Source organism: Sphingobium scionense (genome assembly GCF_014197035.1).
Classification (GTDB): domain Bacteria; phylum Pseudomonadota; class Alphaproteobacteria; order Sphingomonadales; family Sphingomonadaceae; genus Sphingobium; species Sphingobium scionense.
In genome coordinates this window covers 1-16,876 of the sequence record NZ_JACIEU010000039.1, presented here as the reverse complement: position 1 = coordinate 16,876, position 16,876 = coordinate 1, and the positions used below count along the sequence as shown (strand labels likewise).

Sequence of the window (16,876 nt, the reverse complement as noted above, 5' to 3'; positions counted from 1 at the left end):
GGCCCGCGCACATAACAGCTTTCGGATATATCGCCTTCATCCTCCGGCTGCTCGGCAAGGGAAACTATGGCCCGCCTCCGCAATCGCAGGGCAAGCCTTGGCCTCCCAATCATATCAATCCGGCTTCCTGATCGCCAGAATGACCGTGTTGATGTTGGTCCCCGCATGGGCGAACGATCCGGCGGGCAGGTCATGCCATTTCCGCCAGCCACAGGCGGGGCGGCAACGCGCCACGATATCATGCAAGGCCCGGTGCCGCTTGTCCTCCCGAAATTCGGCGCGGGCGCTCATCACGGCAACAAGGATGCCTCCCGGTTTCAGAAACTCGAAGGCATGGCGGACATGATCGCAATCGCGGCCCCTGTCGAAAGGCGGGTTCATGATGATGCGATCATAGGAAGGCGAGGGGGGGAGGGTCAGGAAATCCGCCTGCCGCACGTCCTCAAAACCGTGCAGCACCCGTAATTCATGCGCCAATCCGGGCTGTATCTCGATGCAATCCACCAGCGCCCCGGCCTTGTGCGCCGCCTTGGCGAGCACGCCGGTCCCGGCGCTCGGTTCAAGCACGGTCAGTCCCTTGCCGATCATCGCGCATTCCATCACGCGCCAAGCGACTTCATCGGAGGACATAAACGCCCCGAAGTCCTTGGCAGGCGTCAAATGAAACTCCGGTGCGTCAGGGGCCTCGGTGCTGTTGTAGCCGTCCCCGATCACCTCGCCATAATATTCGGCCAGCAACTTGTTCACCTCCTTAAGCAAGTCCTTGCGCTCGAACCACAGGTGCAGATTGCCGTTGCCGAAAACGCGCACGCGAAAATAATCGCCGTGAATGACGAACGGCGTATAATCGCGCCCGGAAATCACCTGCTCGGTTATGCTCATGCTTTCGGGGCAGGGGCCTAGCCCGTCCAGTTCGCGGAAAACCCGCTCCACGTCCCGCAACGTATCGCGCCGGTTATAGTCGCTCCACCACCGCCCGCTATCGCTTAGCGCGCGCTCGATGATGAGACGGCTCCCGATCTTGAAACCCTCATGCGAGCGGAAACGCCGGTCCAGCGCCGCAAAGGTGTTGGCGATTCCGCGCAGGTAGATATCGCGCCGGTTTTCCCAGATATGACCGAATGTCGCCGCGCAATTCTCGGTCGTGAAGGTGGGTGGCACCCCCTCAAGGCCGGAATAAAATTCCTCGCGCGCCTGCCGGTCAAGAAGCTGGTCGAAACCCAGCGTTTCCAGCAGATGCCGCCAGCAGCGCCGATCAACCGCCGCCGTCATCTTCGCGGCGAAATGGTCGCGCGCGCTCGTCTTGATCGTGCTGTGCGTTTCCCGGTCGTATGCTTCATGGTCGGTTTTTGCGAGGAAAGCGCGCGTCAGGCCGGTATCGTTGTAGCGGTCGCCTGACGGCGCGGTTAGCGAGAGCGCCCCGCCAATGCTCAACCCGGCGGCCTCGTCGCTCAGGCGGTGGAAGCTGTCGAAGGCGTCCAGCCAACGCGCGATGGCCAAATCCCGGCCTCCGGTGATCTCGTCGATCTGGACACGGTTCATCAATTCAAAAGACATGGCGATTCCTCGCAAATAGGGGAAGCGGGGGCGGACGGCGCCGCCCCCGGCGCGTGGCCGATCAGTATTCGTCGGCGCGCAGGATGGTCAGGACGCGACAGGTGACGGCGGGGTCTGCCGGGTCGGGCGATCCCCATTCCGTCTGGCGGTCGTAATAATCGATCTTCCAATAGCAGCGGGTTCCCAGCCACTCGAAATCGCCGAAATCGCGTTCGCCGTGCGGGTTGTTGTCCTCGCTGAAAGCCGAGTAGTTGGCGACGATGGCCATAAGCTCGATCTGCCGCGCAATGGCGGTCGCGGAGTCGCTATCGACCAGCGCAAGAATGCCTTGCGTCATCACCACGATATTGGGCGCGGGACTGTCCAGCTTCGCGCGCATCTGATCGTTGAGCACCGCAACACGCTCACGATAGGCCGCAAGCTGTTCGGGAGTCATTTCTGCAAAGTTTTTCATCTGCTTATTCCCTTCTTAAGATGGAGCCGAAGGCGATGGCTGCCATCGACTTCTGCCTGAGCGGCGAGCCGGGTCGGGGAATGGCGCAATGAGGGCTGATTGCGGGGGAGGGGGATCACCCGCCCTGCACAAGCGCAGCGCGGAAGGGTGGGGACACCCCCGCGATCACCAAGCGAGGGAGCCTGCGACCGAGACGGCTTGGCCCTTGCGCCAGGGGGCAGGAACAGGCCCCGGAATCCCTACAAATGCGCGGTGGCATGCCGCCTCACTATCGAGACAGGGAAAGCGAACGTGCCCGCCTGCGGGCGCCACAGGACAGGGCAAGCCCTGTCTCTCCGCGCCGCGACATGACGGGCGCGGACTTTACGCAGGCGTCCGGCAAGGCCGGTCATCATTGTCGGTGCTGGAGGTCTGCGCCGCGCTGGGGCAACGAAGATGGACGGCAGGGCGGAAGATTTGATAGTCAGATTGGCATGGCCCAGATGGACCGCCTTTTCCCGCGCTGGACGTCCTCATGGGGCGCACTTGCCCGCTCCAATGCCCATGTGCGGTCGCAATGCCGTCTCTGCGGCATCCAGCAGCGTATAGATGCCTCGGTGCAGGCGCTTCGTTTTGGGGCGACCGCATCCCCCTTTGACCAGCTCGACAGGTGCAGCGTGGTCGGCTGTCATGGCAGCGTCTATTTCTTGGCCGCGCGTTCCTATGGGCGGCAATGGCTGACGCTGCTTTCTGGCGAAGATCGGCTATCCGGCGCGGCTCCCGCTGCCAATGCGCTAACGCTGGACCTTGTGCGAACTGGCCCGTCCGCCTGATCGCAGCCACATCCCTGCCAGCGCCGGTAGCCGAAGAACGCCGTATCAAGCGCCGAACAGGTTCGATCGTCAAAATGCCGGGCCTGTCGCCTGCGGCGGGCGCGGCATTTTTTTAACCTCGACCAAGCGGCGGGCATCGCGCCGGCGAGCTGGGCGACGTGGAGCGGAGGGCAGGGGGGCGTTGCGGGGGGACATGTCCCCCCCCAGAGGGGGTAGGGCGAGACGCGGCACGCGGCTCGAACTCAGGGGGAGACTTCCCCCCGTTATTCCGCTCTAAACTTAGAAAACCACTATCCGGCCTATAGCGTGGGAGAACGCATAGGAAGCTGTCCTTGCAGCTTATGGAGACATGGGCTGGCAAGTGTGTTACAACGTGCACGACACACGGAAAGGAGGCCCCAATGGGTGCCAGCACAACGATGACGATCCGCGTCACGCCCGATCTCAAGGAGAAGCTGGGCCGACTGGCGCACAATACGCGCCGCACGCGGTCCTATCTCGCGGCCGAAGCCGTCGAATCCTATGTAAACCGCGAACTGCGTATCATCGAAGGTATTCAGCGCGGGCTTGCCGACATGGAGGCAGGCCGGGTTACGCCGCATAAGGAAGCGATGGACCGGATTGATGCCGCGATAGAAGCCGCCAGCAACAACGCCGCATGAGGCATGTGCAATGGTCAGACGACGCGCTGGATGATCTGGAATGGCAAGCCGTCGCCATCGCGAAGGACAACCCCGACGCTGCGCGTCGGGTCGCGAGGCGGATTCGAGCGACAGGCGACAATCTTGCCGATTTCGCAACAGGACACCCCGGACGGGTCAGCGGCACATATGAAAAGTCGGTCGCCGGGCTCCCCTACATCATCGCTTATGCGCTGAGCGAGGATGAAAGCGTGGTGACGATCCTCCACGTCATCCACACATCGCGGAATTGGCCGGAGGAAGAATGGCCGCAATAGAGCGGTGAATCGGATGAACGAACCCCAATAGCGCCCGCGCGGCCCCAGGGCCGCGCCCGCCGCACCGCTTTGGCGGTGAGGAGCGCCCCCGCCAAGGTGGGGGCGCTGGCGCGTCGCCCTTACGCCTCGGCCGTCTCCACATCGGCCCGCCGCCATAACCGGATGAGTTTCACGATCTCCGCCCTGCGGCCAAAGGCATCGGCATAGGTCGCGACGCCCTGCTGACCGAGAAACGCGAACAGGGTCGTCATGTCCGCCGCGATCGCGCGGTCCACGCTGAATAGGTCGGCTATATCGAAACCACCCCAATCCGACGCGTTCCACCATGCCAGCAGGAAATTCGCGGTGATGCGTGACTGTCCCGTGTCTGACAAAGCCACGGTCAACAGGCGATCAAGCGCCGCCTGCGCTTCGGAATGAGGGATATTGCCGGTTTCGTTCATCTCGCACCTCTTGGCCTGCATCATGGCGCATCGCGATCAGAAGGCAAAGGCTCCCTGAAACGCATTGGATGCCTAGAAGGCGAAAGCAGCCTGTCCGCTGCTTTCGGTGAAGCTGACGCTATCACCCGCCGCATAGCGGTCACGGCCTAGCTGGGACCATTGGAGGTAGCCGGAACGGTCGCGACTGAACCATCCGTCCTCGACGCCGATGATGAAGCCCCATGCCAAATCCTCGGCACAGTCGGGGCCGGAATTGATCGGCCAATGCTCGCTGCCATTGTCCTGTCGGCAAATCGTGGGCTGCCTGAATGCACGAGTGATCGCGCTCCGGTCGGCGGGTTCGGTCGCGCCCATTTCGCGCATGATCGCTCGCGCCTCCGCCGTGTTGATAAGACCGGCGGCCTTCTTGTCCTCATGGTCGGAATAGCGGCACCCGTAGGCGACGGCCCGCATGATGCAGCCGGGTTCGGTGAAATCCTGCGTTTCGAGCAATTCGCGCCATTTGCCTGCGCTGATAAGGTCGACGGCGTGCCACCAGCGCGCCGTGGGAGCGGTAGTATAACCGAAGCGGTTGGGAGCGCCGTTGCGGTCGATCTCGAAGCCCAGCGCCGCTTCTACGCGCCGCACATAGGGATGTTCGGCCAGCAGGGGATGGCGAAGCCCGATCCTGCGAGGCTGGTCGCCATCGGGCGGGCAAACCTCGATAGGGAAGCGGAACATGCGCGAGGGCAGATTCCAAGGCGCGGCAAGCGCGAAGTCACGGGGCACGTCGAACGAACGGTTTATGTCCAGAATGGCGTGGTTCGGCGCAAAGCCCGCCGCGACGATCTGTTCGCCCAGCTCGTCTTTGATTGCTTCGGTCATCGCCCCGCCTCCTTGCTGGTCACACGGTCCAGAAGGCGCACCATCTGCGCGGAAAGCGATTTGGCGGTGCCAAGGACATTGGCCCTGTCGTTCGTATAGTAGGCCACACTAGGCCACCCGCTCGGCGTGATCCGGTGCCAGTCGGCACTATGCTGACGCTGATCGGCAAGAGCGATAGACGCGAGGCGGTATGTGATCCGATATTCTCCGTCCGCCTTGGTGATCGCCATATGCGGCAAGGCGCGGATCGCGGCAAAAAGCTCCTGATCGTTGGTCATGGCGCGTCCTCCATCCCCGTCTCGAAGGTGCGCCGCTCGGCCATATAGTCGCCGCTCCGCTCGCAATCCTCGCAAGTCTCGTGATCGTGAACCGATACAAGGGTCCACTCCTGCGCCTCGGCGTCCCATGCGGCCGCTGCGTCCTTAAGAATGCTGGCGCTCCCGCAGTGAGGGCAACGCATTTCGATGTTTTCCATGATGCTCGTTCCTGTCAGGAAGTCAGAAGATGCCGTGGTCGCCGCGCCAGATGGATGCCATCTCGCAGCCAAGCTCATGCGCGCACATGGCAAGATCGAGGTCGAAATCCTCAACCTGCTCGCGGTCGGCGCTTGTCATGGCCCGCCAGTCGATCCGCGCCAGAAAATCGTCGCGTCGCGCGCAAAAGCGCTCCAGTTCGGCAAGTTCCCGCGTGATCCGTTCCCGGTGCTGTTCGCGGGTTTCAACGAGGGTCGGCATGGTCACGCCCCCCCTGCGGGAAAGCTGTCACCATCCTCATAGCGACGCGCTATAGCGTCCAGCTTGCCGGACATCTCCTTGAGCGTCCGCGCGGTTACATAGGTGAAACAGCCACCCGCCGCTTTGGCCAGCGGCTCATGATAGTAGGTTTCCCAGCCTCGCCCGCCCCGCCTGATCCGCATAAGATAGGAGGTTTTCCCGGCCATCGTGTAACCGACATATTCACCGGCCTTGAAGCCGCTGGATTCGATATTGGCGTGGTTCAACATTCCAGTTCCCTTCTTAAGATGGAGCCGAAGGCGATGGCTGCCATCGACTTCTGCCTGAGCGGCGAGCCGGGTCGGGGAATGGCGCAATGAGGGCTGATCGCGGGGGAGGGGGATCACCCGCCCTGCACAAGCGCAGCGCGGAAGGGCGGGGACACCCCCACGATCACCAAGCGAGGGAGCCTGCGACCGAGACGGCTTGGCCCTTGCGCCAGGGGGCAGGAACAGGCCCCGGAATCCCTGCAAACAGCGCGGCCGATCTATCGGCGGCCATTGCGATCATTGGCGGCGTCGCCGGCGAATGACCGCCGCCCCACGAAACGAGACCGATCCATGCGGGGAAATGCCGGGGTGAGGGGGGCAGTGACAATCTGCCAGGGTGGTGCGGGCGCAGCGCAGCGAGCCTCGGCCGGGCTGATTGTCATTGTGGGGGAGAGGGGCGCGCGGCCCCTCTCCCCGGCGCACAAGAATCTCGCCGCCCTGGGCGGCGTCACTTTCCCCGGCTCGCGGCGAGCTGCGCCGCGAGCCAAGCCTTTTGCTGGCCGATTCCCAATCCGGCCATCGGAACGCGGGCGCGGGCGGCAGCATAGCCAAGCAAGGGCGCGCGGTAATGCCTCCCCGCCAGAAAAACGATCTCGCCCCGGAAATGGAAACCTAGAAGTTCGTCTAGCTGGGCGATAACGCGCGCACCCCATTGGCGGCGGTCGAGCGCGCTCATCGTAGCGAGCGCCCTATCATAAGGATCGACAAGGGTATCGGGATGCAACAGGCCATGCTCCGCCGACAGGATGAACCAGCGGGAACCAGTGCTTTCGACGTAGGCGCGGGCTTTCCCGAACCAATCGGACTGATAAAGATCAGCCGCGCGCCGACGGGTCGCGGCTTTCTGCGCCACGCAACTGACCAGATATATCGCGTCTGTCACCGATCATCCTCCAAATCCGCGAAGTGGTCGGCAAGATGATAGGCGAGAAGCTGGCGACCCCATGTTTTGGGGAGCGGTTTGCGCTCCGCTTCATGGGTGACGGTCGGCCCGCCGAACAAGTCCAGTTGCTGGCCGATCAGCTTGGGAACGGGGACATAGCGGGGCGGGCGGACGCAATGGCGGGCCATCGGTCACCCCCTCTCGCCCGGCTGCGCTTCATCGGCCGCGCCGTCCCCTGCGAATAGGGAAGCGCCAAAGCCAAATCCTTCGGCGGCGTCCTCGATGGTAGTTACAAGGCCGTCAAAGTCCTCTTCCGGGCCTAGCAGGTCGGCAATCTCGATCACGGCGGCAAGGTCCGCGCCATGGTCCTCGGCTAGATCGCGAAGATAGCCAAAGCGATCAAACGCCCCGTCTGCTTCATAGCGCTCGATAGGCACGGTCCGCTCGGCGTTGATGCGAAGAATGGTGGCGATGGGGATATCGGCGCTCATTGGCTGAACTCCCGATATGCGGCCTGATCCTCGTAGCGGATGGCATCCACGTCCCACATCGGCCCCAGCACCCCCTTGAACTTCGGCTGTCCGATCAGTTGTTCGCGCTGACTGCGATTGCTGTTGAAATAGGTAAAGGCGTAACCCTTCGCGGCGGCGGCGCTGATGGCCTCGTCCGGCGTGGCGGCGTCAAATTCGGTGACGCTGACGGCCTTGCCGATCATATGGACAATTCGGTATTTCACTGGCTTTCCTTCCAAATTGGAGCCGAAGGCGATGGCTGCCATCGACTTCTGCCTGAGCGGCGAGCCGGGTCGGGGAATGGCGCAATGAGGGCTGATTGCGGGGGAGGGGGATCACCCGCCCTGCACAAGCGCAGCGCGGAAGGGCGGGGACACCCCCGCGATCACCAAGCGAGGGAGCCTGCGACCGAGACGGCTTGGCCCTTGCGCCAGGGGGCAGGAACAGGCCCCGGAATCCCTGCAAACAGCGCGGCCGATCTATCGGCGGCCATTGCGATCATTGGCGGCATCGCCGGCGAATGATCCCGGTCAAGAACCCCGCCGGATCGGTGCGCCGATCCGGCAACCGCTACAGGTCCAGCTCGCCTTGCCGGAACTCGGCGGGTTCCTCGCCTTCCCGGCCTTGCCATGCAATCTTGTCACCCTGCCAGATGGTGACGAAAGCGCGGCCCCGCTCCGGTTCGGGGTCGGGCTTGCGCTCGAAATTGTAGCAGAAGCTGCGGCCCATCGTGCCGCCGCTGGCGACAGGGCCGCCCGGACGATGGCGGATATGATGGCAATAGCCGCTCGGTTCCTTGACCCGGCGACCATAGCCGCCCTTCCATGCCCGATAGTCGAATTCCTCCCGCTCGGTGGGCGGTTTCCAATGAAGGCAGCGGCTACAGGCAGCATCATAGGGGCGGGGTGCATAGGCCGGGGGCGGCGTCTGCGGCGCCGGATCGTCCAGCGGCGGTCCCCCGTTGTCGCCTATGCCGGGGCGGGGGGCCTTCATTGTTCATTCTCGATCGGCTCGACGTCGCGTAGCTCGACGAAAACGATCTTCTCGGCGCGCTCGGCCCCTACCGGATCAAGATAGATATGGACATAATCGGTGATGGTTCGGGATATGCGCCAGACCACGCCGACGCGGCCCGCTCTGCGCTCGAATTGGCCGTCGATGGACGCTGACGCTCCTATGAGGCGAACGCGCTGGCCAAGTCGCAGCCAGTTTGCCGCTGAACGGAGCATCGCCGCCTTTTCTTCGTCGCTTAGCGCGGGGCGGCCGATGCCGAATGCTGCATGGGGATCGCGCGCGATCCGGGCCAGCTTCTCGTCAATAGGCTCCGGTTGCCAGTCGATGACCGGCCCCGGCTTCGTCCGGTGCATGTGTGTCACCGCCCTCGCGCCGAATAGATCGGGCTGCACGCCTATAGTGCGTCTGGCGATCATGGCGGCATGATAATCGTGACGCCATTGCCCATCGGGTGTTAGGCGCGGCTGCTCGCGCGCGAGTGTCATAAGCTCGGCAAATTCCGCTTCCGACACGGTGGCGATCCTCGGGTTGTAGCCTGTCACCGTTCGGCCGCGTTCGTCTGTGTCGCCGCTCATGTCGCGGCCCCTTCCGCGACGGCAGCAGCGGCCAATATGCGAAGAAAAGAGGAAAGCCGCTCGATCCTGTCGGCGGTCGTGTCGTCGCTGGTGGTGTCCATGTCGTAATGGTCGAGATAGACGCGCAGTAACGCGCGATATTGATACGCATCGGGGCCACTGGTGAGGCTCGCGGCCAGATAATCATATCCGGTTTGCAAACGCAGTTGCTCGTTCGTGGTCATGGCTCGGTCCTTTCGATAAATGGCGGTGCGGCTGCGCACCGCCCCTGATCGGTCAAGCGGCCTGCCGCGCGGGTTCATCGGTCATGTGGGAGAGGATCAATTCGCTCGCGGCCTGCGCGGCGGCGGCGGCGCGGAAGATGGCGCGCTTGTCGCCCCGAAGCGCCTTGAGCCAATCGGCAATATAGGCGGCGTGATCCTCGCGCTCGGTCGGTTTCATGCCTAGCTGCGCGCAAAGCATCGCTGCGCCAATCTCGGCAATCAGTTCCTCGAAAGCCCGGATTTCCTTGCTTTTGCCGTAGTCGCGAAGGCTGTCGCGGTCCAAGCGGTCGGGATGCCCGGTGCTATGGATTCCTTCGTGGGCAAGGGTCGCATAGAAGGCGTTGCCGCTCACGAAATCGCCAAAGGCGGGCATCTGGATGCGATCTTCGGACTGCCGATAGAACGCGCTCGATCCCCCTTCGCTATAGGGAACCGGGTAGCGGGCAAAGGCGGCGTCAAGGTCCGGGTCGCGCTCGTCGCGGTTCTTGATCTCGACAACCGGGACCGGATATTTCGCCATGTCCAAGCCGTCGATTTGCTCGACATTGAACACGACATAGCGTTTCAGATAGCGGCGGGTTCGATCCTCGCCGTCATCGTCGCTCTGATGCTGCTCGGCCTCGTTATCCTTCGGGGTGAAGGTTCCGGCATGAACGACAAGACTGCCCTTCTCGCCCTTGCGGACCTGACCGCCCAACTCGCGCGCTTGCCGGTAGGTCATCCAAAAGGGATTGGCGTATCCGTGCCCCATCGCTGCGGACCAAAGCAGGAGGATATTGATTCCCCGGTAGGGAGTCCCTTCGTGCCGCATGGGAAGGGTCGCCGCCCCCGATGCCCAAGATGGCGACCAAGGGCGGGTGCCTTCCTCCAACAGAGCGATAATGCTGGCTGTGACCTCTTCGTAAACGTCGATCCGATTGGCTTGTGCGCTGCGGGCTGATTTCCGTGCCATGTGCTTGTTTCCCTTCCTAAAGATGAAGCCGAAGGCGCTGGCGTCATCGGCTTCTGCCTGCTGGCGAAGCGGGTCGGGGAATGGCGCAATGAGGGCTGATTGCGGGGGAGGGGGATCACCCGCCCTGCACAAGCGCAGCGCGGAAGGGCGGGGACACCCCCGCGATCACCAAGCGAGGGAGCCTGCGACCGAGACGGCTTGGCCCTTGCGCCAGGGGGCAGGAACAGGCCCCGGAATCCCTGCAAACAGCGCGGCCGATCTATCGGCGACCATCACGATCATCGGCTGCATCGCGGGCGAATGATCGGCGCTTCGGAAAACGGCTCGGCCATGGCCCGCCGAAGTTATGCAGGAGGAGAGGGGGCAGCGAAAATCTGCCGGGGTGGTGCGGGCGCAGCGCAGCGAGCCTCGGTCCGGCTGATTATCGTTGCTGGGGAGAGGGGGCCGCGCGCCCCTTTCCCCGACAGACACAAGGATCTCGCCGCCCTGGGCGGCGTCATTGATCGGCCGCGGCGTCGACCAGGCGGCATGGGTCGTGCCGGCGAGTTGGGCGACGTGGAAGCGGGCAGGGGGGCGTTGCGGGGGGGCGCGTCCCCCCCCAGAGGGGGTAGGGCGAGACGGCGAAGCGGCTCGAACTCAGGGGGAGACTTCCCCCTTCGATCGCGTAACCCGGACCTCCGAAGCCCGAAGGCTCTCTACGGCGCTATTGGGGAGCGCGTTCGCCTTCGGGCTTGTCCACATGACAGAAACACGCAAGGCAGCTTTGAGGGTGGAAACCGTGGCCGTTCGGACGTGAACGAACATGAAAGAGGGGCGGGCCTTGCGGCCCCGCCCCAGCGCTATCAGTCGGCGCGTTCGGCCGCGTGAGCGAGGATGCCGAACTGGTCGACGATGCGGTCGACGGTGTAAACCGTCTCGTCACCCTTCTCGTAGCTGCTGTCCCGCAGCCGGCCTTCGACCCGCACCAGGTCGCCGACCTTGGCCTTGTCCGCGATATAGTTGCGGGTGCCTTCGCGGAAGATCGCGACGCGGTTCCAATAGGTGTCATCGGCCCATTCGCCGGTGTTCTCATCCTTGTAGGGATAGTTGGCAGCGATCTTCAGGTGGACTACACCGTTACCGGCCTTGATCTCACCGATGCGGCCGATGATCTCGAACTTTGCAAGGTTACGCATCTTCATTTCCTTTCTTCGGGTTGATGATGGAAATGGGCGTCGCGGCAGCTTCGGCGCGTGCAAGGAAAGAAACGGAGGGTCCGTGGCACACGGAAACCGTAGCCCCGGCCTCGGCGGGGTGGTTGTTTCCTTGCACGTCTGAGCCGGGGCGGAGCGATCTTCCATCAGCAAAAAAGCCCGTTGAAAGACATGGATGCAGCTCCTTGGTCGTTCGGGATTGCCGCGTGGTGTGAGCCAGTTCGGTAGCGGCCCGCGTTTCGCCCGATCGCTGCCGACATGCTCAAGGATCAAGCACCCCGGCGACCACGAGGACAATGGAACTGTAAAACATAATGTCTATTGTTTTACAACCGCGAAGGTCTTTCGCGAAGCTACTCGCAATATGCGACAAGGCTGGCGGCATGGTGCGGGTCGCACGCTGCGGGTCGATTGCAGGAGGGCGAGAGGAGATAGGGCACACCGATCCGCTTCCTCGCCGTTCCACGTCGACGCAATGTCGCGGTGACATGCCGCTCGGCGCTGGGGCGGTCCGGAAAGGACAGCCGCTTGGTCCGCCCGCGCGCGCCGATGCGCCCCCAACTCGTCTCAACGATGTAGGAGCCGAACAGGTCGCAGGTCACGACGATTTCATAGCGGCGCCGAATATTGCGGGCAGGATCGAGCGCAATCAGCTCGATGGGAATGAACGGGTCTGGGAAGCTGCAATCCATCCCCGGATTCTATCGGCCCCGGTGAGGCAAGTCTGGCGACTTTTTCGAATCAAACCGGGCCAACTGATTCATCGCATGAATCAGTTTCACGTCGCGATTAGGGTTGCTTCGAGCCACCACAAACCGAACCGTTCGGTTGACTCGTTTCCCAACGATATGCGAACTGGAGGCTCTGTTACCTTATCTGAGATGGAAAGCGTGATGTGCGTAAGTTGAAAGTCCGTTACCTGCTTGCCTTAGCCGGAGTGGCTGCTTTCCCTTCCGCTTCCCACGCACAGCCCGGCATCGAAATCCTGGTAAGTCATATCGGAGATCGAGGCAGCGACGGAACGGTGCCCGTCGAGGTCCGGCTGCTCAACACCAGCGATCAGCCCCAGACGGTGGTTTTACCCAATCGCGTCGAGGCGCGCCTTACCCAAGGCGAAGATGCGCGCGCCATCTGGCTTGAGCGCGCCGCAGCGATGCCGGCGTCGGTGGTCGTCGCATCGGCCGGGTTTGCTTCGGGGCGCTACAGTTTTTCCGCATCGTTCCTTGCCGACGGCGCGCTGCTGTCAGTCCCCGCGTGGAACGACCAAAAGGTTGCGATAACGGTGAACGCCGGAGGGGCTGCTGGCGGCCGCTCGGTCACGACGGCGGAGGCGGCTAAGCCAACTCCGGCGACCGCCGACGCTCCCACACTTTCCACCGCCGCGCCAGCGGATCGGTCCACGGGAAATGCATTCCTCGCAAATTTGTCCGCCTATGAACCGATCTACGCTGTCTATGGTCCGGGCACCAACACGGACGCGCGGCTCCAACTGAGCTTCAAATATCAGCTTTTCGGCAGTCATGCGCGGCAGGACGGGGGTCGTTCGATGCTGGACGGCCTCTATTTTGCTTATACACAGCGCATGTTCTGGGATCTTGGTGCCGAGTCCTCACCATTCCGTAACATCGACTATCAGCCAGAGCTGTTCTATCTGTCGCCGGGTGTCGCGGTTTCGGACAAGGCAACGCTAAGCGGCCAAATCGGTGTCCGCCACGAATCCAATGGGCGTTCAGGCGATGCATCGCGCAGCGTCAACGGCTTCTATCTCGCTCCCATGGCCGCTTTTTCGCTGAGCGGCGACACCAGGTTGGTCGTTGCTCCACGGCTTTGGCTCTATGCCGGCGACCTTTCGGACAATCCCGATATCCGTAGATATCGAGGAAACACCGGCCTCGTTGTGGAGATTGGGGAAGAGGATGGACTTCGCCTCTCTACGTCCAGTCGATTCAACTTTTCGAGCGGCAAGGGATCGGTTTCCGCCGATCTCTCCTATCCGATGCGCCGCATTCTTGGCGGCGGCCCCGACTTCTACCTCTTCGGCCAGAGCTTCGTGGGTTATGGAGAAAACCTGCTGGACTACAACAAACACACGACGCGGTTTCGCATTGGCGTGGCGCTCGTGCGATAAGCTCGCGGGGTCTAGCGGCCGCGATCATCCTTGTCGCGCCTTTGATCGGTGCGCCCGCGATCCGGCTCCGCCTTCGCCTGTGGGACGATCCCATAGCGTTGCAGCGCGGGCGCCAGGCGGTCGATCTCCGCGCGCTTATAAGCGGCTTCCTCGGCCGTGAGAGGACGCCCGCGCTCGCGCTCGACAATCTCACGGGCACGCGGCTCATCAGGGGAGAGGGGATGGGAAAAATCGAAGCGATGCAGGATCTCGCCGCCGCGCCGATAGATGGTGAGGCGGTCGGCAAGGCGCTCATCCTGCATCCGATCCAGCGTATCGAGCATCCCGCCCAGCGCGGCCCCATGCGCCTCCATGCTCGTCATTCGCCCGTAGCCGCGGCTGTCCTTCTGCGCCACGAAGCGCTGGAGGATGCCAAGCGCGCTCAACTCCGGATTGACCGCCAGTGCCCGCGCATCGGTCACAAAATCGTTATCGCGAAAGCGGGTGAGGGTTTCCGCCACCTTGTCGGGCAGGCGCATAGTGCCTTCGACAGCGACATTGCAGCGCCGTGCAGCGGCGTCAGCAATCGCCATTTCGATCCACCGGCCCGAATCGCGATCGGTGAAGAAAGCTGCGGTGCGGTCGTCATGGCGCTGCAATTCGCTATAGCGCGGATGGAAGGCGCGCAAATCATCGCCGATGATTTCGATCAGGCCCCCGCGCCGATCGAACTCGGCGTGGGCGGCCGCCAGCAAGGCGCTCTTGCCAGCGCCGGGCTGACCACCAAGCACCAAGGCGGTAGGGCGCTCGACCGGCGCGGCCTGCGCAAATAGCAGCGGCGCGATGCGGCTTTCGTAGATCGCGCGATGCTTGTCCGGGGAAAGCCGATAACGGTCCGGGTCACGATCCATGCAGATCAGGCGGCAGCGGCCAACTCGCTCTTGCTGTCGCGGGCGCGGACGATCGCGCTATATTCGCGGAGCACTTGCGCAACGGTCGCGTCATCAGTGACGCGCAACGACTTCATGACATCGAAACAATGGCGCGTCTGCATTTCGAGAAAGGCCAATCGCTCGCCATCGGGCTTCGGCTTGGCCTGCTCGGCATCGATCTCCGCGCTATAGCCCGCGATCACGTCCACCACCGCCTCGCGCGCCGCCTCGAAGGCGACGGCCTGGTCCTGAGTCCAGAGTGGAGCGGCAATCTCGGTCATGGCGATAATCCTATCAGAAAAGGCGGGGCGGAACAATTGAGGACCGCGAGCTGGTTCAGCGCCCGCGCGGCCCTTGGGCCGCGCCCGCCGCGTCGCCTTGGCGGTGGGGCGCGCCGCCGCCAAGGCGGCGGCGCTGGCGCGGCCTAGAGTCAACCACTGGCCTCTCCGTCTGGAAGAACGGGTTCGACGGACAAGCCGGGAAAGACGCTTGGGAAAAACTCCCGCTGCCGGCCCCTCGCGTCGGTGGCGATGATTTTCCTAGTGCTGACGGGACCGCGCGTCACATAGTCGAACACCCAGCTTTCACCGCGAAAATCCGCAATGGCCTGCCCCGGCTTAACGGGCTGGCCCGCCAGCATGGCGCGATAGTGAGGCCCGCTCACGCGACCGACTCCCGCGCGGCGACATGAGCGGCAACCGCCGCATATTCGCCGGGGGAATGATCGCGCAGGAAATCCAGCGCCGCGCCATGATAGGCACTGCCTTCGGCAGCGCGGGCGGCGACGTGCCGCCACGCCTCGTCGTCGCTGGTGAAACACTCATCGGCATCCACGCGCTGTAGCTGGTAGGGATCGGGGCGGCCGATCTCGCAAAGATCGAATATGCCCCAGCCCTCGGCATGGGCCTGCTGGTTATCGAAGGCGGGTTCATCATAATGCTGCATGGCTATCGTCCTTGAATTTGTGGCGTTGGGGAGGGGCCGCCCCGAAAGAGACGGCCCGCTTCCGTTTCACTCGGCAGCGACCGCAAAGTGCTCGTCATGGTCGTTGTCGGCCTCGGCAAAGGGGCACTCGTCCGCCGCCTCGGCCTCATCGGCGTCGATATCCTCGCCATCGCCGTCCTGCCGCTCGGCCTCGTCCTCCGGCTCGACTTCGGGTTCCTCCGGGGTGACGAGAGCCGGGGGGAGCCAACCGTGACCGGGGACGCGCTCGGCGCAGGCTTCGGCCAACATATCCTTTTTCATCTTCGCGCAATTCTCGGCGGCAGCGGGGCCGCAAGCCTCGGTCAACGCCGCAAGCATCGCCTTCTTGGTGATCGCCCCGAAAAACTCGACGCCACCCTCCCAATGCTCGCGCATATCGAGATTGGCGGCGCGGGCGATCCGGTCCACCGAACGCAACCGTTCCGGGTCGGCATATTTGCCATGGCGACCATCGATCAACGCGGCGGTGCAGGCCGCGAGCAGGCGGGCAATATCGGCATCATCCAAGGCCAGAACCCATGCGAAGCGATTGGCCGCTTTCTTCGGCGCGCCCGCGATCAGGTCGGCCACCCCGGCATAGGGCGACGCCATTTCGCGCGTGTTATAGTCGAAATGCTGGGCCGGTTCCTGAATGTCCGTGCTGGCGCGAAGCTGGACCGCATGGGCGTCGGGATAGCTCTCCGCGAGGATCGGCAACAGCGCATCGAGCAGCACCGCATTGGCAAGGTGCTGGTTCTTCGCAACCTCGGCCTGCAAGGCAACAGTCCGCATCCGCGACAGTTCCTCGGTCATGCGGGCGTCATAAAGGGGTCGGGGCGCGCCGGTCCCGTTGCTGCTGCCGCTGGCGCTGCGGGTGCTGCGTGGGGCCTTGCGGGTATAGGCCGTCACTTCGGCCTTCCCCTGATGGCCGACCACGATCAACAGGACCGCGCCTCGCTTGGCCTCTTCGGAATAGTCACGCTCGACAGTGCCGATCCGGTCGATCTGGGCTTCGATCTCGCGCAATTCCTCATCAAACTCCAGATCGAAATCTTCGCCAAGGCCCGCGAACAACTCCGCGATCCGTGCCTCCCGCTTCTCCTGTAGCTCATCCATGAACGCCTCTTCGGCATCGGACAGGGTGCGCGTTTCCTGATCGGGATAGAGCCGGTGCCACCGATAGCTGTCATAGGGCGTATTTTCGGCGGCAATGACCTCGCCCCAGCCTTGCGCCTCGGCTTCGGCGGCAAGCGTATCGGGGGTTGAGTAGCAACGGAACAGAAAACCTACATAAGGCGCACCTTCAGGCATCGTCGATACCCACTGCACCGGGGTCGCGTAGCGGCCGAAGT

26 protein-coding genes and 1 pseudogene are annotated in these 16,876 nt (G+C 63.3%); 4 read left to right on the top strand and 23 right to left on the bottom strand.

The window, feature by feature from the left end; genetic code table 11:
* Positions 1 to 114: 114 nt before the first annotated feature.
* Positions 115 to 1,557 carry a DUF4942 domain-containing protein gene (locus tag GGQ90_RS26010; protein WP_226998735.1) on the bottom strand — a complete coding sequence of 481 codons (1,443 nt, stop codon included), beginning with the start codon at positions 1,555 to 1,557 and terminating at the stop codon, positions 115 to 117.
* Positions 1,558 to 1,618: 61 nt separating this feature from the next.
* Complete coding sequence (locus GGQ90_RS26005) at positions 1,619 to 2,011, bottom strand: DUF3768 domain-containing protein (RefSeq protein ID WP_226998736.1); 393 nt, start codon at positions 2,009 to 2,011, stop codon at positions 1,619 to 1,621.
* Positions 2,012 to 2,493: 482 nt separating this feature from the next.
* Between GGQ90_RS26005 and GGQ90_RS26000 the strand changes: the two genes are divergently transcribed.
* The 3 genes from GGQ90_RS26000 (at position 2,494) to GGQ90_RS25990 (ending at position 3,781) form a co-directional block, all read left to right on the top strand.
* The gene (locus tag GGQ90_RS26000) at positions 2,494 to 2,823 is read left to right on the top strand and encodes a hypothetical protein (RefSeq protein ID WP_158011112.1); all 330 of its coding nucleotides are present in this window, start codon (positions 2,494 to 2,496) and stop codon (positions 2,821 to 2,823) included.
* A gap of 401 nt (positions 2,824 to 3,224) precedes the next feature.
* On the top strand, positions 3,225 to 3,485 hold the full coding sequence (locus GGQ90_RS25995) for a CopG family ribbon-helix-helix protein (RefSeq protein WP_072598923.1): 261 nt from the start codon (positions 3,225 to 3,227) through the stop codon (positions 3,483 to 3,485).
* Positions 3,482 to 3,781, top strand: coding sequence for a type II toxin-antitoxin system RelE/ParE family toxin (locus GGQ90_RS25990; RefSeq protein ID WP_072598924.1), 300 nt, complete (start codon positions 3,482 to 3,484; stop codon positions 3,779 to 3,781). The genes GGQ90_RS25995 and GGQ90_RS25990 overlap by 4 nt, the downstream gene beginning before the upstream one ends.
* 119 nt (positions 3,782 to 3,900) lie before the next feature.
* On the opposite strand, the gene GGQ90_RS25985 is transcribed toward GGQ90_RS25990, so the two are convergent.
* The 16 genes from GGQ90_RS25985 to GGQ90_RS25915 all read right to left on the bottom strand — a co-directional run bounded on the left by GGQ90_RS25985 (position 3,901) and on the right by GGQ90_RS25915 (position 12,214).
* On the bottom strand, positions 3,901 to 4,248 hold the full coding sequence (locus GGQ90_RS25985) for a DUF7673 family protein (protein WP_380765307.1): 348 nt from the start codon (positions 4,246 to 4,248) through the stop codon (positions 3,901 to 3,903).
* Positions 4,249 to 4,296: 48 nt separating this feature from the next.
* Positions 4,297 to 5,088, bottom strand: coding sequence for a hypothetical protein (locus GGQ90_RS25980; protein WP_072598925.1), 792 nt, complete (start codon positions 5,086 to 5,088; stop codon positions 4,297 to 4,299).
* Positions 5,085 to 5,366: a hypothetical protein gene (locus tag GGQ90_RS25975; RefSeq protein ID WP_072598926.1), complete on the bottom strand. Its 282-nt coding sequence runs from the start codon at positions 5,364 to 5,366 to the stop codon at positions 5,085 to 5,087. The genes GGQ90_RS25980 and GGQ90_RS25975 overlap by 4 nt, the downstream gene beginning before the upstream one ends.
* A complete protein-coding gene (locus GGQ90_RS25970) occupies positions 5,363 to 5,563 on the bottom strand; it encodes a hypothetical protein (RefSeq protein ID WP_072598927.1) in 201 nt (66 codons plus the stop codon). The genes GGQ90_RS25975 and GGQ90_RS25970 overlap by 4 nt, the downstream gene beginning before the upstream one ends.
* 22 nt (positions 5,564 to 5,585) lie before the next feature.
* Positions 5,586 to 5,828, bottom strand: a complete 243-nt coding sequence (locus tag GGQ90_RS25965; protein ID WP_188084358.1) for a hypothetical protein — start codon at positions 5,826 to 5,828, stop codon at positions 5,586 to 5,588.
* Positions 5,825 to 6,091: a hypothetical protein gene (locus GGQ90_RS25960; protein WP_072598929.1), complete on the bottom strand. Its 267-nt coding sequence runs from the start codon at positions 6,089 to 6,091 to the stop codon at positions 5,825 to 5,827. Before GGQ90_RS25960 ends, GGQ90_RS25965 begins: the two co-directional genes overlap by 4 nt.
* A gap of 487 nt (positions 6,092 to 6,578) precedes the next feature.
* Entirely contained in the window at positions 6,579 to 6,983 is a 405-nt protein-coding gene (locus GGQ90_RS25955) for a DUF6884 domain-containing protein (RefSeq protein ID WP_343054140.1), read from the bottom strand.
* A 26-nt stretch (positions 6,984 to 7,009) separates the two neighbouring features.
* Positions 7,010 to 7,201, bottom strand: coding sequence for a hypothetical protein (locus tag GGQ90_RS29500; RefSeq protein WP_083579366.1), 192 nt, complete (start codon positions 7,199 to 7,201; stop codon positions 7,010 to 7,012).
* Positions 7,202 to 7,204: 3 nt separating this feature from the next.
* Positions 7,205 to 7,504, bottom strand: a complete 300-nt coding sequence (locus GGQ90_RS25950) for a hypothetical protein (protein ID WP_072598930.1) — start codon at positions 7,502 to 7,504, stop codon at positions 7,205 to 7,207.
* Positions 7,501 to 7,791, bottom strand: coding sequence for a hypothetical protein (locus tag GGQ90_RS25945; RefSeq protein ID WP_226998737.1), 291 nt, complete (start codon positions 7,789 to 7,791; stop codon positions 7,501 to 7,503). The genes GGQ90_RS25950 and GGQ90_RS25945 overlap by 4 nt, the downstream gene beginning before the upstream one ends.
* Positions 7,792 to 8,095: 304 nt before the next feature.
* Positions 8,096 to 8,518 (bottom strand): hypothetical protein, encoded by a 423-nt coding sequence (locus GGQ90_RS25940; RefSeq protein ID WP_072598931.1) that lies wholly within the window; start codon positions 8,516 to 8,518, stop codon positions 8,096 to 8,098.
* A complete protein-coding gene (locus tag GGQ90_RS25935; RefSeq protein WP_072598932.1) occupies positions 8,515 to 9,114 on the bottom strand; it encodes a hypothetical protein in 600 nt (199 codons plus the stop codon). Before GGQ90_RS25935 ends, GGQ90_RS25940 begins: the two co-directional genes overlap by 4 nt.
* Positions 9,111 to 9,338: a hypothetical protein gene (locus GGQ90_RS25930; RefSeq protein ID WP_158011114.1), complete on the bottom strand. Its 228-nt coding sequence runs from the start codon at positions 9,336 to 9,338 to the stop codon at positions 9,111 to 9,113. Before GGQ90_RS25930 ends, GGQ90_RS25935 begins: the two co-directional genes overlap by 4 nt.
* 52 nt (positions 9,339 to 9,390) lie before the next feature.
* On the bottom strand, positions 9,391 to 10,461 hold the full coding sequence (locus tag GGQ90_RS25925; protein WP_246428446.1) for an ArdC family protein: 1,071 nt from the start codon (positions 10,459 to 10,461) through the stop codon (positions 9,391 to 9,393).
* Positions 10,462 to 11,171: 710 nt separating this feature from the next.
* Positions 11,172 to 11,504 carry a single-stranded DNA-binding protein gene (locus tag GGQ90_RS25920; protein WP_072598934.1) on the bottom strand — a complete coding sequence of 111 codons (333 nt, stop codon included), beginning with the start codon at positions 11,502 to 11,504 and terminating at the stop codon, positions 11,172 to 11,174.
* A gap of 371 nt (positions 11,505 to 11,875) precedes the next feature.
* Positions 11,876 to 12,214 carry a WGR domain-containing protein gene (locus GGQ90_RS25915; protein WP_083579368.1) on the bottom strand — a complete coding sequence of 113 codons (339 nt, stop codon included), beginning with the start codon at positions 12,212 to 12,214 and terminating at the stop codon, positions 11,876 to 11,878.
* Positions 12,215 to 12,417: 203 nt separating this feature from the next.
* Here GGQ90_RS25915 and GGQ90_RS25910 point away from each other — a divergent pair, with 203 nt between their 5' ends.
* Positions 12,418 to 13,650 (top strand): phospholipase A, encoded by a 1,233-nt coding sequence (locus tag GGQ90_RS25910; protein ID WP_343054139.1) that lies wholly within the window; start codon positions 12,418 to 12,420, stop codon positions 13,648 to 13,650.
* 11 nt (positions 13,651 to 13,661) lie between these two features.
* Here the strand turns inward: GGQ90_RS25910 and GGQ90_RS25905 are convergent, their stop codons facing one another.
* The 5 genes and pseudogenes from GGQ90_RS25905 to GGQ90_RS25885 form a co-directional block, all read right to left on the bottom strand.
* A complete protein-coding gene (locus GGQ90_RS25905) occupies positions 13,662 to 14,540 on the bottom strand; it encodes a zeta toxin family protein (protein ID WP_072598936.1) in 879 nt (292 codons plus the stop codon).
* A 5-nt stretch (positions 14,541 to 14,545) separates the two neighbouring features.
* Positions 14,546 to 14,842 carry a hypothetical protein gene (locus GGQ90_RS25900; RefSeq protein ID WP_072598937.1) on the bottom strand — a complete coding sequence of 99 codons (297 nt, stop codon included), beginning with the start codon at positions 14,840 to 14,842 and terminating at the stop codon, positions 14,546 to 14,548.
* A gap of 149 nt (positions 14,843 to 14,991) precedes the next feature.
* Positions 14,992 to 15,225, bottom strand: coding sequence for a hypothetical protein (locus GGQ90_RS25895; RefSeq protein WP_158011120.1), 234 nt, complete (start codon positions 15,223 to 15,225; stop codon positions 14,992 to 14,994).
* Complete coding sequence (locus tag GGQ90_RS25890; RefSeq protein ID WP_072598939.1) at positions 15,222 to 15,506, bottom strand: hypothetical protein; 285 nt, start codon at positions 15,504 to 15,506, stop codon at positions 15,222 to 15,224. The genes GGQ90_RS25895 and GGQ90_RS25890 overlap by 4 nt, the downstream gene beginning before the upstream one ends.
* Before the next feature lie 66 nt (positions 15,507 to 15,572).
* Positions 15,573 to 16,876, bottom strand: a pseudogene (locus tag GGQ90_RS25885) (hypothetical protein); the annotation flags it as partial.

Excerpts from the sequence above, each read along its gene's own strand:
- GGQ90_RS26010 (WP_226998735.1), bottom strand. The coding sequence starts at position 1,557 with ATGTCTTTTGAATTGATGAACCGTGTCCAGATCGACGAGATCACCGGA.
- GGQ90_RS26005 (WP_226998736.1), bottom strand. The coding sequence starts at position 2,011 with ATGAAAAACTTTGCAGAAATGACTCCCGAACAGCTTGCGGCCTATCGT.
- GGQ90_RS26000 (WP_158011112.1), top strand. The coding sequence starts at position 2,494 with ATGGACCGCCTTTTCCCGCGCTGGACGTCCTCATGGGGCGCACTTGCC.
- GGQ90_RS25995 (WP_072598923.1), top strand. The coding sequence starts at position 3,225 with ATGGGTGCCAGCACAACGATGACGATCCGCGTCACGCCCGATCTCAAG.
- GGQ90_RS25990 (WP_072598924.1), top strand. The coding sequence starts at position 3,482 with ATGAGGCATGTGCAATGGTCAGACGACGCGCTGGATGATCTGGAATGG.
- GGQ90_RS25985 (WP_380765307.1), bottom strand. The coding sequence starts at position 4,248 with ATGATGCAGGCCAAGAGGTGCGAGATGAACGAAACCGGCAATATCCCT.
- GGQ90_RS25980 (WP_072598925.1), bottom strand. The coding sequence starts at position 5,088 with ATGACCGAAGCAATCAAAGACGAGCTGGGCGAACAGATCGTCGCGGCG.
- GGQ90_RS25975 (WP_072598926.1), bottom strand. The coding sequence starts at position 5,366 with ATGACCAACGATCAGGAGCTTTTTGCCGCGATCCGCGCCTTGCCGCAT.
- GGQ90_RS25970 (WP_072598927.1), bottom strand. The coding sequence starts at position 5,563 with ATGGAAAACATCGAAATGCGTTGCCCTCACTGCGGGAGCGCCAGCATT.
- GGQ90_RS25960 (WP_072598929.1), bottom strand. The coding sequence starts at position 6,091 with ATGTTGAACCACGCCAATATCGAATCCAGCGGCTTCAAGGCCGGTGAA.
- GGQ90_RS29500 (WP_083579366.1), bottom strand. The coding sequence starts at position 7,201 with ATGGCCCGCCATTGCGTCCGCCCGCCCCGCTATGTCCCCGTTCCCAAG.
- GGQ90_RS25950 (WP_072598930.1), bottom strand. The coding sequence starts at position 7,504 with ATGAGCGCCGATATCCCCATCGCCACCATTCTTCGCATCAACGCCGAG.
- GGQ90_RS25945 (WP_226998737.1), bottom strand. The coding sequence starts at position 7,791 with ATGGCAGCCATCGCCTTCGGCTCCAATTTGGAAGGAAAGCCAGTGAAA.
- GGQ90_RS25940 (WP_072598931.1), bottom strand. The coding sequence starts at position 8,518 with ATGAAGGCCCCCCGCCCCGGCATAGGCGACAACGGGGGACCGCCGCTG.
- GGQ90_RS25935 (WP_072598932.1), bottom strand. The coding sequence starts at position 9,114 with ATGAGCGGCGACACAGACGAACGCGGCCGAACGGTGACAGGCTACAAC.
- GGQ90_RS25930 (WP_158011114.1), bottom strand. The coding sequence starts at position 9,338 with ATGACCACGAACGAGCAACTGCGTTTGCAAACCGGATATGATTATCTG.
- GGQ90_RS25920 (WP_072598934.1), bottom strand. The coding sequence starts at position 11,504 with ATGCGTAACCTTGCAAAGTTCGAGATCATCGGCCGCATCGGTGAGATC.
- GGQ90_RS25915 (WP_083579368.1), bottom strand. The coding sequence starts at position 12,214 with ATGGATTGCAGCTTCCCAGACCCGTTCATTCCCATCGAGCTGATTGCG.
- GGQ90_RS25905 (WP_072598936.1), bottom strand. The coding sequence starts at position 14,540 with ATGGATCGTGACCCGGACCGTTATCGGCTTTCCCCGGACAAGCATCGC.
- GGQ90_RS25900 (WP_072598937.1), bottom strand. The coding sequence starts at position 14,842 with ATGACCGAGATTGCCGCTCCACTCTGGACTCAGGACCAGGCCGTCGCC.
- GGQ90_RS25890 (WP_072598939.1), bottom strand. The coding sequence starts at position 15,506 with ATGCAGCATTATGATGAACCCGCCTTCGATAACCAGCAGGCCCATGCC.